This window comes from Nostocoides japonicum T1-X7 (assembly GCF_001046855.1).
GTDB classification, from domain to species: domain Bacteria; phylum Actinomycetota; class Actinomycetes; order Actinomycetales; family Dermatophilaceae; genus Nostocoides; species Nostocoides japonicum.
In genome coordinates, this window is record NZ_HF570958.1 from 3,387,598 (window position 1) to 3,401,436 (window position 13,839).

Annotated in this window: 13 protein-coding genes; 5 read left to right on the top strand and 8 right to left on the bottom strand. The window is 72.8% G+C overall.

Features of this window, described 5'->3' with window-relative positions:
* The 7 genes from BN12_RS15325 to BN12_RS15355 all read right to left on the bottom strand — a co-directional run.
* The coding region (locus tag BN12_RS15325) for an FAD-dependent oxidoreductase (protein ID WP_048553809.1) at positions 1-415 on the bottom strand (415 nt) is incomplete at its 3' end.
* Positions 412-1,770, bottom strand: coding sequence for an LLM class flavin-dependent oxidoreductase (locus BN12_RS15330; RefSeq protein WP_048553811.1), 1,359 nt, complete (start codon positions 1,768-1,770; stop codon positions 412-414). The genes BN12_RS15330 and BN12_RS15325, both read right to left, overlap by 4 nt.
* 26 nt (positions 1,771-1,796) lie before the next feature.
* Complete coding sequence (locus BN12_RS15335) at positions 1,797-2,681, bottom strand: ABC transporter ATP-binding protein (protein WP_083454681.1); 885 nt, start codon at positions 2,679-2,681, stop codon at positions 1,797-1,799.
* Positions 2,678-3,625 carry an ABC transporter ATP-binding protein gene (locus BN12_RS15340; protein WP_235432423.1) on the bottom strand — a complete coding sequence of 316 codons (948 nt, stop codon included), beginning with the start codon at positions 3,623-3,625 and terminating at the stop codon, positions 2,678-2,680. Before BN12_RS15340 ends, BN12_RS15335 begins: the two co-directional genes overlap by 4 nt.
* On the bottom strand, positions 3,622-4,509 hold the full coding sequence (locus BN12_RS15345; protein ID WP_048553813.1) for an ABC transporter permease: 888 nt from the start codon (positions 4,507-4,509) through the stop codon (positions 3,622-3,624). Before BN12_RS15345 ends, BN12_RS15340 begins: the two co-directional genes overlap by 4 nt.
* A 4-nt stretch (positions 4,510-4,513) precedes the next feature.
* Positions 4,514-5,551 (bottom strand): ABC transporter permease, encoded by a 1,038-nt coding sequence (locus tag BN12_RS15350; RefSeq protein ID WP_048553814.1) that lies wholly within the window; start codon positions 5,549-5,551, stop codon positions 4,514-4,516.
* Between the two features lie 33 nt (positions 5,552-5,584).
* On the bottom strand, positions 5,585-7,114 hold the full coding sequence (locus tag BN12_RS15355) for an ABC transporter substrate-binding protein (protein ID WP_048553815.1): 1,530 nt from the start codon (positions 7,112-7,114) through the stop codon (positions 5,585-5,587).
* Between the two features lie 425 nt (positions 7,115-7,539).
* On the opposite strand from BN12_RS15355, the gene BN12_RS15360 reads away from it, so the two are divergent.
* Positions 7,540-8,418, top strand: a complete 879-nt coding sequence (locus tag BN12_RS15360) for a LysR substrate-binding domain-containing protein (protein ID WP_048556465.1) — start codon at positions 7,540-7,542, stop codon at positions 8,416-8,418.
* Entirely contained in the window at positions 8,418-8,960 is a 543-nt protein-coding gene (locus BN12_RS15365; RefSeq protein ID WP_048553817.1) for a cupin domain-containing protein, read from the top strand. Before BN12_RS15360 ends, BN12_RS15365 begins: the two co-directional genes overlap by 1 nt.
* Positions 8,961-8,974: 14 nt before the next feature.
* Here BN12_RS15365 and BN12_RS15370 read toward each other — a convergent pair whose 3' ends face one another.
* Complete coding sequence (locus BN12_RS15370; protein WP_048553819.1) at positions 8,975-9,694, bottom strand: GntR family transcriptional regulator; 720 nt, start codon at positions 9,692-9,694, stop codon at positions 8,975-8,977.
* 130 nt (positions 9,695-9,824) lie between these two features.
* Here BN12_RS15370 and BN12_RS15375 point away from each other — a divergent pair, with 130 nt between their 5' ends.
* From BN12_RS15375 to aroA, 3 genes are all read left to right on the top strand, one after another.
* Positions 9,825-10,919 (top strand): phosphotransferase, encoded by a 1,095-nt coding sequence (locus BN12_RS15375; protein ID WP_053080050.1) that lies wholly within the window; start codon positions 9,825-9,827, stop codon positions 10,917-10,919.
* Between the two features lie 21 nt (positions 10,920-10,940).
* Entirely contained in the window at positions 10,941-12,296 is a 1,356-nt protein-coding gene (locus BN12_RS15380) for an aspartate aminotransferase family protein (RefSeq protein WP_048553820.1), read from the top strand.
* 188 nt (positions 12,297-12,484) lie between these two features.
* Positions 12,485-13,771, top strand: a complete 1,287-nt coding sequence (aroA, locus tag BN12_RS15385) for a 3-phosphoshikimate 1-carboxyvinyltransferase (protein WP_048553821.1) — start codon at positions 12,485-12,487, stop codon at positions 13,769-13,771.
* Positions 13,772-13,839 lie beyond the last annotated feature (68 nt).

Consider the following 13,839-nt stretch of genomic DNA (forward strand, 5'->3'; position numbering starts at 1 on the left):
TCTGCGGGCGGCGGATCGCCTCCTGCGAGGAGAACCGCCGCGTGCCGAGCGCGGCGAAGGAGGGTGCTCGGGTCGGCACGAGCTCGTGGCCGACGAGCGAGGTGACCAGGCGGATGCCGCGGTTCCACTCCGGCGGCGTCGTCCACTCCTCCCGGACGCGCTGGAGGAGCCCCCAGCGCCGGAAGTGCTCGACGACGCGTGGGGTGTGCCCCATCGCACCGGCCCGGACGAGCGTCGCCCCGTGCGCCCGGTCGACGACGGCGACGTCGACCCCTCGGGAGGACAGCTCGACGGCGGCCGACAGGCCGACCGGGCCGGCCCCGACGACGAGGACGTCGACGGCCTCCGGCGGCTCGGCGTCGGGCAGTCGCACGGTGTGGACGTCCCGCCCGCCGGTGATCGAGGGCACCGTCATGAGGCGACCCTCGACGCGTCGACGCCCTCCCGGGCGGCCGCGTGCCGGTTGACCGGCACGGGCAGGCCGAGGTTCCCCCGGAGCGTGTCCGAGGTGTACTCGGTGCGGAAGAGCCCGCGCCGCCGCAGGATCGGGACGACGCCGTCGACGAACCGGTCGAGCTCCTCCCTCGTCCGGAAGGCGAGGTTGATGCCGTCGAAGGTCCCCGCCTCGAACCAGGTCTCGATGGCGTCGGCGACGGTGTCGGGCGCGCCGACGAAGGGCGTCCGCCTGAAGCCGCCGAGGCTCTCCGCCACCTGGCGCAGGGTCAGGTTGTCGCGCCGCGCGCGCTCGATGATCGCCGTCGCCGAGGTGCGACCACCTCGCTCGGCCAGGTGCGCGACGTCGGGGAACGGTGCGTCGAGGTCGTGGACGCTGAAGTCGTAGGCTCCGAACGAGCGGCCGAGGAGCGCCAGGTTGCGGCCGAAGTCGTTGTCCTCGTCGAAGATCTCCTGTTCGCGACGCCGGGCCTCGTCGTCGGTGGCGCCGACGACGGGCGAGCCGTGGATGAAGATCTTGATGTGGTCGGGGTTCCGGCCGGCCGCGGCGGTCCGGCGCTTGATGTCCCGGTAGTACGTCTGGGCCTGCTCCAACGAGCCGCCCGGCGCGTAGATGCCCTCGGCGACCTCGGCGGCGAAGGCGCGGCCCTCCTCGGAGACGCCCGCCTGGAAGATGACCGGCTGACCCTGGGCGGAGCGGGAGATGTTGAGCGGCCCGGCGACCGAGAAGTGCTCCCCGACGTGGTTCAGCTCGTGGAGGCGCGAGGGGTCGAGGAAGAGGTTGCGCTCGACGTCGGCGGGGAACGCGTCGTCCTCGTAGGAGTCCCACAGGCCCCGGGCGACCTCGACGAACTCCAGCGCGCGGCCGTACCGCGTCGTGTAGTCGAGGTGCTCCTCGAGCCCGTAGTTGCGGCTCGTGCCGGTGTCGAAGCTCGTCACGACGTTCCACCCGGCCCGGCCCCCGCTGATGAGGTCGAGCGAGGCGAGGCGCCGGGCGAGGTTGAACGGGGAGTTGTACGTCGAGCTCGCCGTCGCCACGAGCCCGAGGTGGGTCGTGTGGGTCGCCACGGCGGACAGGAGGGTCAGCGGCTCGAGCCGGTTGAGGTAGTGCGCCGGGTAGGTCGCGTTGATGAACTGGCTGTCGACGACGAACAGGGCGTCGAAGAGGGCGGCCTCGGCGGCCTGGGCGAGGTCGATGTAGTAGCGGATGTCGATGCTCGCGTCCTTGGCGACCCGCGGGTCCTTCCAGAGGCCGTGCTGACCGGGACCTCCGACGCCGTAGGGGTGGAGGGCGAGGTGGATCTGTCGACGGGACATGGCTCTTCCTTTCGGTGGACGGGTGGTCAGGCTCCGAGGAGCGCACGGAGCTCCGCACGCTCGGCCCGGTCCGCGGCCCCGCCTCGCAGGGTGGGAGCGGAGCGGACGAGGAGTCGGGTGTAGACGTGCTGGGGGCTGGTGACGACCGTGCGGGCCGGCCCCTCCTCCACGAGACGGCCCTGGTAGAGGACCGCGATGCGGTCGGCGATGCCGGCGACCGATCCGAGGTCGTGGGAGATGAAGACGAGCGCGACGCCGGCGGAACGCAGCTCCTGGAGGATGCGCAGCACCTGGACGCGGTTCGCCGCGTCGAGCGCGCTCACCGGCTCGTCGAGGATGATCGCCGACGGGTCGGTGACGAGGGCTCGCGCGACGGCGACCCGCTGCCGCTGCCCGCCGGAGATCTCGCCGGGCAGCCGGTCCAGCAGGTCGTCCTCGAGCCGCACCCGTGCCAGGTCGCTCCGGGCGCGCGTCAGGGCCTCAGCGCGCGGAACCCCTTGGAGGACGAGCGGCTCGACGAGCGAGTCGGCGACGGTGAGGTCCGGGTCGAGGCTGCGCAACGGGTCCTGGAAGACGGACTGGAGGACGCCGCGCCGGCGCAGCGTCCGCCACTGCCGGCGCCCGTATGCCGTGACCTCCTCGCCGGAGACGACGATCCGGCCCGACGACGCCGGGGCGAGGCCGAGGACCGCCCGTCCGAACGTCGACTTGCCCGACCCCGTCTCCCCGATGAGGCCGAGGGTCTCGCCGGGGCCGACGGTCAAGGAGACACCGTGGAGCACCTGCCGCCGCCGCCGGCCCCGACCGTAGTGCACGTCGAGATCGCGCACCTGGAGCACCGATTCGTCGCGCGGGACGTCGCTGCCGACGGGCCTGGCGTCCGGCCGGACGGCCGCCGTCGTCTCGGTCATGATGCCCTCCCCTCGAGCACCCGGTCGAGGCCGAACTGGTCGTGCTCGGCGAGGAGCAGCCGGGTGTACTCGTGCTCCGGCCGGTGCAGGACGCGATCGGTCTGGCCCTGCTCGACGACCTCGCCGTGCCGCATGACGAGGACCTCGTCGCACAGCTGCGCGACGACGGCGAGGTCGTGGGAGACGACGACGAGGGACAGGCCGGACCCTTCGCGCAGATCGGCGAGGAGATCGAGGATCTCGGCCTGGACCGTGACGTCGAGCGCGGTCGTCGCCTCGTCCGCGACGAGGATCCGCGGACCGGCCGAGACGGCGGCGGCGATGAGGACGCGCTGCAGCATCCCGCCGGACAGCTCGAACGGGTACTGGCCGTAGACGACGTCCGGGTCCCGCAGGTGCACCGAGGCGAACAGCTCGAGGGTTCGCGACCGGGCCTCCCGACGGCGAAGGCCGGTCTTGACGCGCAGGACCTCGGCGACCTGGGAGCCGACGGGAAGGGACGGGTTGAGGTAGGAGGCGGGGTCCTGGAAGACGGCCGCGAGCGTCGACCCGCGCTCACGCGTCCACCGGTCCTCGTCGAACGTCGTGACGTCCTCACCCGCGAGCACGATGGATCCACCGGAGAGCTCGAGGTGGCGAGGCAGGATGCCGAGGGCGGCCCGGCAGGTCAGCGTCTTCCCGCTCCCCGACTCCCCGACGATGCCGACGACCCGCCCCGGCGCCAGGTCGAAGCTCACCCCCCGGACGAGCTCCCTCCCGGTCGGCGCGTGCCGGATCCGGACGTCGCGCACGGCGAGCAGCGGGGGCGTCGCGGCTCGCGAGGACAGGGACGACACGATCCCCTCGGCGGATCCGGCCGGTCGGCCGGGTCGGCCCCCCGGTCCGGCGAGGGCCGGACCGGGACGCGCGGCAACGGCATACAGGCTCTTGGACGAGGCCGTCACGAGACACCTCCCGAGGTGCGTGGAGTGGACGGATGGGTCGGCGGACGCGAGCCGCGGGCTGCGACGAGGGCCCGGCCGGCCTCCCCGGAGACGTCGCGGACGACGTCGGCGAGGACGTTGCACGCCCACACGGTCGCCATGATGAGCAGCGCGGGAGCGAGCGGGGCCCACGGCTGGTAGGCGAGGAAGCCGAGGTCCGAGGCCAGCAGCCCGCCCCACGTCGGGGCCGGCGGCTGCACCCCGATGCCGAGGAAGGTGAGGCTGGAGACGATGACGAATCCGGTGCCGACGGTCTGGGCGAGGGCGACGGCGACGGGCGGCAGCACCTTGACCCACACGTGTCTGCGGACGACCCAGCCGATCGAGGCTCCCGCGACGACCGCGGACTCGACGTATGCCGACCGGGCGACGGTGAGCGTCGCGGCCCGGGACACGCGGTAGAACAGTGGCGACACGAGGACACCGGTGACGACCATCGCCTGGGTGAGACCGTTGCCGAGCAGCGCCGTCACGGCGACCGCGAAGAGGAGGAACGGCAGGGCGACGAGCGTGTCCGCGAGCCGGAGGCTGAGCCACTCGATGGTCCGGCCGAGGTAGACCGAGAGGATCCCGGGGACGGCGCCGACGACGAGGGCGACGAGGGCGACCTCCACGGACCCGAGGACGCTGACCCGTGAGCCCGCGAGGAGACGGCTGAGGACGTCGCGCCCGAGGTTGTCGGTGCCGAGCCAGTGGGACCCGGAGACCCCCGCGAGGGTGGTGCCGCTCGTCGCGAGCGGATCCTGCGGCGCGAGAACGGGGCCGAGGACGGCCAGCGCCGCGACGAGGACGAGGACGCCGATCGCGAGGCGACCCGAGGGCAGCGAGAGGACGCGCCGGAGCATGGCCTCACACCCCCCGCTGCGACGCCGGGGTCACCCTCGCGAGGACGAGGTTGACGAGGAGGTTGAAGGTGACGACGAGGACGATCGACACGACGAGGACTCCCTGGACCGCGGGCACGTCGCCGGCCTGCGCCGAGTCGTTGGCGAACCGCCCGAACCCCTGGAGCCCGAAGATCCACTCGGTGACGACGGAGGCTCCGACGAGGGCGGGGAACTTCAGGCCGAGGACGGCGAGCGGTGGCCCGATCGCGTTGCGCAGCGCGTGCCGCCAGAAGACCCTCCGGCGACCGAGGCCGCGGACGATCGCTCCGACGACGTAGTTCTCCCGGTATGCCGCGACGAGGCTCGTCCGCAGCTGCCGGGCGACGTCGGCGACGACGTCGAGGCTGAGGGCGAGCGCGGGGAGCGTGATGTGGGCGAGCCACGGCCCGACGCCGGTGCGCAGGGGCGCGTACCCGGCGGACGGGAACCACTCCAGGCCGACGGCGAAGACCGTGACGAGGACGATGCCGACGACGAACGCCGGCATGACCGACGCGATGGTGACGAACCCCGTGACGGCGCGGTCCGCCCAGCTGCCCTGGCGAAGCGCGGCGAGCGTCCCGAGCGCGAAGCCGCCGGTGACGCCGATGACGAGGGCGAGGGTCGCGACCGACAGGCTCACCCCGAGGCCGAGACCGATGAGCGTCGAGATGTCCGCGCCGTTGACCCAGCTCGTCCCGAGGTCGCCGTGGAGCAGCGCGCCGAACCAGTGCCCGTACTGGACGAGGAACGGCCGGTCCAGTCCCCACTGGCTCTCGACGCGGGCGATCGCCTCGGGTGTCGCGTTCTCTCCCAGCTGGATCCGCGCGGGGCTGAGCCCCGACAGGGAACGCAGCGCGAAGGTGATGAACGTGGCGAAGACGAAGACGGGCACGAAGATCGCGACGGCGCGGGCCAGCGCGACGAGGATGCCGGCACCGGCGTGCCGGGCCCTGGCCACGAGGAGTCTGTGCCGGCGAAGGTCGAGCCCGGTGCGGGCCACGGCGGTCGATGAGGTCATGGGATCGTCACTCCTCGGCTCACGTGCCCCGGCTCACCTGCCGCCGACGGTCACGCCGGTGAGGTCGAGGTGGCCGGGGTTGGTGGGCAGCGCGGAGACGTCCTTGCTCTTCGCATACAGGTTCGGGTCGGAGTAGGTGAAGACCAGGGCGCGGCTCTGGAGACCGGTGCGGGTCGCCGCCTGGAGGACCTTCGCGTAGTCCGGCGAGCCGAGTGGCGTGCGGCGGACCTTCGCCACCGCGGCCTCGAAGCCGGCCGGCTCGTAGGGCGAGCTGAGGTTCAACGGCCCGTTCGGCCCGAAGTGGGCCGTGAGGGTCTGCACCGCCGAGTCCCGGCCCGTCGTCCCGTAGAGCGAGAGGGCGAGGTCCTTGGCGAAGAACGGTGTCGCCCAGTTCTTGTCGACCGTGATCGTCACGCCGATGCCGACGGCACCGAGCTGGGACTGGACGATCTCCGCCTCGGGGGACGCGGCCGGGATGACGAGGTCGACCTTGACGGCGCCCGGCCGGTACCCCGCCTCGGCGAGCAGCTGCTCGGCCTTCGCCGGGTCGTAGGGGTAGCGGTTCTCCGACTGCGGGTCGTAGGCGACGTAGCCCTTGGGGAAGGGCTCGTCGGTCACCTCGCCGTAGCCGAAGGTCAGCTTGTCGACGAACTCCTGCCGGTTGACGGCATACCGGACGGCGTCGACGACCTTGGGGTTGTCGAACGGCTTCTTGTGGATGTTGATCGAGATGTTCTCGGCGTTGAAGCCGGGCTGGACGAAGACGTCGAGGCCGGCCTTCTTCGCCGCCGAGGCCTGGCTCGGGTCGATGTCGGCGAAGTTGTACGCACCGGTCTGCAGACCGGACACGACGGTGGCCGCGTCCGGCGCCGAGGTGAGCTCGACGGTGTCGATGTGGATGTCCTTGGCATCCCAGTAGTGCGGGTTCCTCGTCAGCGTGACCTTGGTGCCGGGCACGAGCCGGCTCACGACGAACGGGCCTGCCCCGACAGGGTTCTGGTCGAGCTTGGCGGGGTCGGCGGCGGCCTTCGGGCTCGCGACCTGCAGGACGCGCTCGCCGAGCAGCTGGGGGATCTGGTAGTCGACCTGACCGAGACGGACGACGACGTCGAGCCCGTGGGCGGTGACCGACGTGATCGAGGTGAGGTCGCCGAAGAGGGCCGAGTCCTTCTGCGTCTTGGCCCGGTCGATGGCGGCCTTGACGGCGGCACCGTCGACGGGAGTCCCGTCGCTGAAGGTGAGGTGGGGCCGCAGGTGGAAGGTGACCTGTGTCCCCGCCGCGTCGTAGTCCCAGCTCTTCGCGAGGTCCGGCACCGCGTTGCCGTGCTCGTCGGTCCGGGTCAGCGACGCGTAGACGAGGGCGAGCTCCCGGAACTGGGCACCGCTGCCGCCGACGACGGGGTCCCAGTGGGTCGGGAAGTAGGACGTGGCCCACGACAGCGTCGCGTGTCCTCCGTCGGAGGCGGAGGAGGCGGTCCCGGCGCAGGCGGCGAGGGTGAGCGAGGCGGTGCCGGCGAGGGCGGCGAGGGCGGCGCGGCGGCGGGGATGGGTCGTGGGCATCATGGTCTTCCTGGGGGTCTGGGGTGGCCCGTCCCGATCGGGGACGCGGGCAGGCCTGCGGGAGTGAGCAATCCGGTGCCGCGCGACGCTGCGCGGGTATGCCGTGGAGGGGGCGCGTGGGTATGCCGCCGCCGGTGGCTGCGCGGAAGCGGTTCCGCAGGCACGGGAGGTGCGCGGGCGGGAGGGACGGCGTCAGGAGGACCGCGCGGTGGCGGACCGCCGACGACGAGCGGCCGTCAGGTCAGGCGCGCCGACAGCGCGTCGCCTCGCAGCGCGCGAGGTCCACCCACCGACGACAGGTGAGCTGGGGCAGGGCGGACCGGTGCATGTCGTCGAGCATGACCGATGGGCGGGGTCGTGTCCAACGACGAATCGTGATGGCAACCCATAACGCAAGGTAATGGTTATGAATGTGTATGGTTATGCACATGTCCCGGACCCTCGACATCCCGCCGCTGCGCAGCCTCGTCGCCGTCGCGGACAGCGGCGGCTTCCAGCGCGCGGCGACCTCGCTCCATCTGAGCCAGGCGGCGGTGAGCCAGCACGTGCGCCGACTCGAGGCGGCGACCGGCAGAGTGCTCGTCGAACGCATCGGCCGAGGCTCGCGCTTCACCCGGGACGGGGAGCAGCTCGTCGGCTACGCCCGCCGGCTCCTCGCCGTCCACGACGAGGCCATGCGCTCCTTCGGTGTCGAGACCGAGGAGACCTTCGCCATCGGCTCGACCGAGCACGCCGCCGCCCAGCTGCTGCCGCGGCTCGCCGAGACCCTCGAGGAGTCCCTGCCGGCGGGCACGGTCCACTTCCGCATCGACCGGGGGGCGGCACTGCGGGAGAGCCTGCTCACCGGCCGGCTCGACCTCGCGCTGCTCCTCGGCCCTGCGGACGATCCCCGGGCGATCGCCGTCGGCGACCTCGAGCTCACGTGGTTCTGCGCACCGGGGTGGCGGCGCCCGGACGGCCCCGTGCCCCTCGTCGCCTTCGACAGCCCGTGCCAGCTGCGCAGCCGCGCGCTGGAGACGCTCGCGGACCACGGCATACCGGCCTCCGTCGGGGCCGAGGCCAACCAGCTCGCCGGGGTCCATGCCGCCGTCGGGGCGGGTCTCGGGGTCGCGCTCCTCGCGACGCTCGGGCAGACCCCCGCGGGCCTCGACGTATGCCACGAGCTCCCGTCGCCGCAACCGCTCCCCCTCGCCGTCTGGTCACGGCGCGGGCTCGATGCCAGGCTGGCCCGGTCGGCAGCCACGACACTGCGCCGGCTGCTCGCGGTGCCCCCGTCCAGCCCTCGACTGCTCGCGCAAGGAGCCTGATGCCCTCCCCCCTCCACGTCCCCGCCGGCTCGCACGGGGACGATGTCGTCCGCACCCCGAGCGGCGTCCTCGTCCCCGCCGTCATCGACCCCTTCCACCGCTCGCTCCACCACGTCGCGCCCGCCGGGCTCATCGGCGAGACGACCCAGACCGCGGGGATGCGGCGCCTCGAGGCCATCAGCGGGAAGACCGTCGGCGCGCGCAACCTGTGGATGGGCCAGACCCACGTGCCGGCCTCGACGGCCTCGGCGAACCACCACCACGGCGCCTCGGAGACGGCGATCTACGTCGTCTCCGGGCATCCGGTGTTCGTCTTCCTCGACGTCGAGGGCGAGCGCCCGGTCGAGACGCGCATCGAGACCGGCCCCGGCGACTACGTCTTCGTCCCGCCGTGGGTGCCCCACCGCGAGGAGAACCCCGACGAGGGCGACGAGGCCGTCGTCGTCATCGCCCGGACGACCCAGGAGGCGATCGTCGTCAACCTCCCGGGCCTGGACTGGGGCGACGTCGCCGTCGAGGCCCGCCCGAGGACCGTCGGGTAGGCCGGGGGGTCGCCTCAGATCCCGCTCCCGGTCGTCGGATGCGACCAGGCGGCGAGGATCCGGTCGCGCAGGCCCTCGATGTGCACGGTGAGCAGGGTCTGGATCCGCTCCTTGTCCCGGCCCCGGAGGCACTCGAGCAGCTCCCGGTGCTCCTCGACGAGGACCTCGGGTCGCGAGCGGTAGGACAGCTCGTCGACCCGCATGAGGATCGTGACGCGTGCCGCCTGGCTCGTGAAGACCGAGTGGAGCAACCGGTTGCCGCTCGCGCGGCAGATGGCCTCGTGGAAGGCGAGATCGGCTCCGCCGATGCCGTCCGCATGGCCTCTGCGAATGGCGGCGATGAGATCCTCGAAGGCCGTCGCGACGGGCGCGACGGCGGCCGGGTCGGCACGGTCCATGACGAGCTGGGCGGCCCGCACCTCGAGGGCGAGACGCAGGTCGAGGGCGTCCCGGATGTCCTCCGGCTCCGGCCGGGCGACGAAGGTGCCGCGCCGGGGCTCGTCGCGCACGAGGCCCTCGGCCTTCAGCTGGTTGAGGGCCTCCCGGACCGGGCCCCGGCTCACCCCGAGCAGCCGGGCCACCTCGGCCTGGACGAGCTGCTGCCCCGAGGCGAAGTCGCCGGCGACGATTCGCGCCCGGAGCACCTCGACGACCTCCTCGGTCAGCGATCGCGACGGCGCGAGAGGGGTCAGCGCCGCGGCTGCGCCCGGTCGAGCCGGTCCAGTGTCGTCCACGTGGCCTCCTTCCGGCCCTGCGTCTCACAGCGCGGGCGGACACCTCCGTCGGCTGGCCGTGACCCCGCATGATGTGCTTCTCTTAGAATGTCAACTGTCGACAGTTCGCAGCGTAACGGAGCACCCATCCATGAGCAACGCCGGACCGACCGCGAGCACCCGGCCGACGGGCGCGGCCGACGTCCTCGACGGCGGTGGCCTGGCCACCGCGCACGTCCCGATGCAGGCCTCGGAGGCCGGTGACCTCCTGCGCCGGCACTTCGCCATCGAGGGTGCCCTCACGCCCCTCCCCACCGAGAAGGACGACACGTTCGCGGTGGCCGCGGACGACGGGGCCCGCTACGTCCTCAAGGTCGCCAACCCCGACGAGCCGCCGACCGAGGTGGACTTCCAGCTCTCCCTCATCGACCACGTGGCCGAGGCAGACCCGAGCCTGCCCGTTCCCCGGGTCTGCCGGGACGTGACGGGCGGGCGGTTCGCCGCGATCACCGACTCGGCGGGACAGGGCCGGTGCGCGTCGGTCCTCACCTATCTCGAGGGCACCCCGCTCGACGGCACGGTGAGCAGCGCCGTCGAGCGGGAGCGGATCGGCGAGGTGCTCGGCCGGCTCCGGCTCGCCATGGCCGCCTTCTCCCACCCGGCCGACTCCCGGCAGCTCGCGTGGGACGTCCGCCATGCGCCTGCTCTGCGCCCACTGCTGGAGGGCGTCGCCGACCGGGCGCGGCGGGACCGGCTCACCGAGGGAATGGAGCGCGTCGTCGCGATCCACGACGAGGTCCTCACCCTGCGGACCCAGGTGCTGCACAACGACTTCAGCCGATCGAACCTCATCATCGACCATGACGACCCGCGCTTCGTCACGGGGATCATCGACTTCGGCGACTCGGTGCGGACCGCCATCGCCGTCGACGTGTCGACCGCCCTGCTCAACCAGCTGCCCCGAGCCGTCGAGGACCCATCCGTCGACCTCTTCGCCGACGCCCGTGACGTGCTGCGCGGCTACCTGTCCGTCACCGAGCTGACCCGGCAGGAGCTGCGGCTCGTCCCGCACCTCGTCATGTCGCGGGTCGTCTGCCGCGCCCTCATCACCCTCCGGCGCGTGCAGCTCATGCCCGGCAACACGGCATACATCATGCGCAACACCGAGCAGGGGTGGGGACAGCTCGACTGGTTCCTCGCCCGCTCGACCGGCGACGTCTCCGACCTCCTCGACCCACCCGCCTGACGTCACGGAAGGGACCCACTCGTGGCACCACTGCAGACCGACCTCCCCCGCGGGCGCATGAACAATGCGTTCGACCCCTCCGCCGCCGCGTCGCTCGATCCCGGGACCCGCCGTCTCGTCGAGCGCCGGACCCGCCTGCTCGGCCCGTCCTACCGGCTCTTCTACGGCACGCCGGTCGAGCTCGTCCGTGCCCGGGGCGTGCAGGCCTGGGACGCCGCCGGCAACGAGTACCTCGACGCCTACAACAACGTCGTGTCGGTGGGGCACGGGCATCCCCGCGTCGTCGAGGCGATCCACCGCCAGCTGGAGACCTTGTGCACGCATACGCGGTACCTCCACGAAGGCATCCTCGACTATGCCGAGCGCCTCCTGCCGACCTTCGGCGGACGCCTCGCCGAGGAGGGCCACCTCATGCTCACCTGCACCGGGTCGGAGGCCAACGAGCTCGCGCTGCGGATCGCCAAGCACCGCACCGGGCGGTCCGGCGTCATCGTCACGTCCGAGGCGTACCACGGCAACACGGAGCTCACCGCGGGCATCTCCCCGTCCATGGGCGAGTTCTCACCGCTCGGCGTGTGGACCCGTCGGGTCCCCACGCCCGACTCCTACCGGCTGCCGCCGGAGGGCCTCGGAGCGTGGCTCGCCGAGCACACCGCGCGCCAGATCGAGGACCTGGAGCGTCGCGGCGAGGGTCTCGCCGCATTCGTCGTCGACTCGCTCTTCTCCTCCGACGGCGTCTACGCCGAGCCGCGCACCCTCCTCGGCCCCGTCGCCGACGTCGTCCGGCGGGCCGGCGGGCTCTTCGTCGCCGACGAGGTGCAGTGCGGCTTCGGCCGGAGCGGGGAGCGGCTGTGGGGATTCCAGCGTCACGGTCTCGACCCGGACATCGTCACGATGGGCAAGCCGATGGGCAACGGCTACCCCGTCGCCGGGATCGCCGTCGTCGACGAGGTCGTCCAGCGGTTCGGCCAGGACATGCGCTACTTCAACACCTTCGGCGGCAACACGGTCGCCGTGGCCGCCGCGCGGGCCACCTTCGACGTCATCGAGGACGAGGGGCTCGTCGCGAACAGCGAGCGCGTGGGACGCTACCTGCGCGAGCGGCTCGGCACCCTGGCCGCCCGCGACGAACGGCTCGGCGACGTCCGCGGCGCAGGGCTCTACGTCGGGGTGGAGATCGTCCGGACCCGGGACGGCAAGGAGCCGGACAAGGAGACGGCGAGCGCGATCGTCAACGGGCTGCGCGACCGGCGGGTCCTCATCTCCGCGACCGGCCTGCACGGCAACGTCCTGAAGATCCGCCCGCCCCTGGTCTTCCGGGAGGAGCATGCCGAGCGGCTCGTCGAGGAGCTCGACGCGGTCCTGCAGGCGGTCTGACCCGGCCACCGCATCCAGGCTGCCCTGGAGACACCCCGTTTGCCGGCCGGGAGCCGACATCCAGGCGCATCCGGTTCTGGGCCACGCTCGGCATACCGGGGTTGCCCGGCATACGGAGGGCCCGGTGGCGACCGGCGCACCGCGGGCTACTGTGCTGTTCCACCGGACCGGAAGGACCTCTGCCCCCGATGAACGCCAGCGGATCGACGCAGGATGCCCTGCTCATCGAGCCACTCCCGGTGCCCCCCGACGCGGCCGTCCGCGTGCCCGGCTCCAAGAGCATCACGAACCGCGCCCTCATCTGCGCCGCCCTCGCACCCGGGACGAGCACCGTCACCGGAGCGCTCGTCGCCGACGACACGACGGCCATGGTCGAGTCGGTCCGCGGCCTCGGCGCGACCGTCGCGAGGGACGACGCCGACGACGCGTTCCGCATCACGGGCGCCGACCTCTCGAGCACGCACGCGGCGCACGTCGACGCGCGGCAGTCGGGGACGACGTCGCGCTTCGTCCTCCCCGTCGCGGCCGTCCGGGTCGGCCCGACGACGGTCGACGGGTCGGCCCAGCTGCGTCGTCGCCCGTTCGGGCCCCAGGTCGACGCCCTCCGCCAGCTCGGCGCGCGCCTCGAGGAGCTCGACGCCCCCGGGCGGCTGCCCGTCCGGGTCACGGCACCCGCCCGCGGCGGACGCGCGCGGATCCCCGGCACCGAGTCGAGCCAGTTCATCTCCGGGCTGCTCATCGCCGGGCCCCTCATGCCGGAGGGCCTCGCGGTGGAGCTGACGACCGCCGGCCTCGTCTCGCGGCCCTACCTCGACCTCACGCGTGAGGTGATGCGGGCCTTCGGGGCGACCGTCGAGGACCTCGCCGCTCCCCCGGGCCGCTATGTCCCGACGAGGTATGCCGTCGAGCCGGACGCGTCGTCGGCCTCCTACTTCTTCGCCGCGGCGGCGATCACCGGGGGCCGGGTCACCGTCGAGGGCCTCGGCCGCGGCAGCTCCCAGGGCGACCTCCGGTTCGTCGACGTCCTCGAGCGGATGGGCGCGACCGTCGTCCGCGAGGCGACGAGAACGACGGTCGTCGGACCCGTCGACGGGTTGCGCGGCGTCGATGTCGACCTGCGCGACCTCTCCGACACCGCCCAGACCCTCGCGGCCGTCGCCGTCTTCGCCGACCGGCCGACCCGCGTCCGTGGCATCGGCTTCATCCGCGGCAAGGAGACCGACCGGATCCATGCGGTCGTCACCGAGCTGCGGCGCGCCGGGCTCGATGCGCGCGAGCACGACGACGGGTTCACGGTGACCCCCGGCACGCCGCAGCCGACCGTCTTCGAGACCTACGAGGACCACCGGATGGCCATGAGCCTGTCCCTCCTCGGCCTGCGTCACCCGGGGATCGCGCTCGCCGACCCCGGCTGTGTCGGCAAGACCTACCCCGGGTTCTTCGCCGACCTCGACCGGCTGCGTACCGTTGGCTGATCTCGGGATGCCGGTCGCGCGTCGCCACCGCGGTCCGTGCCCTGGCGGCCGACCCGGCACGATGGTTC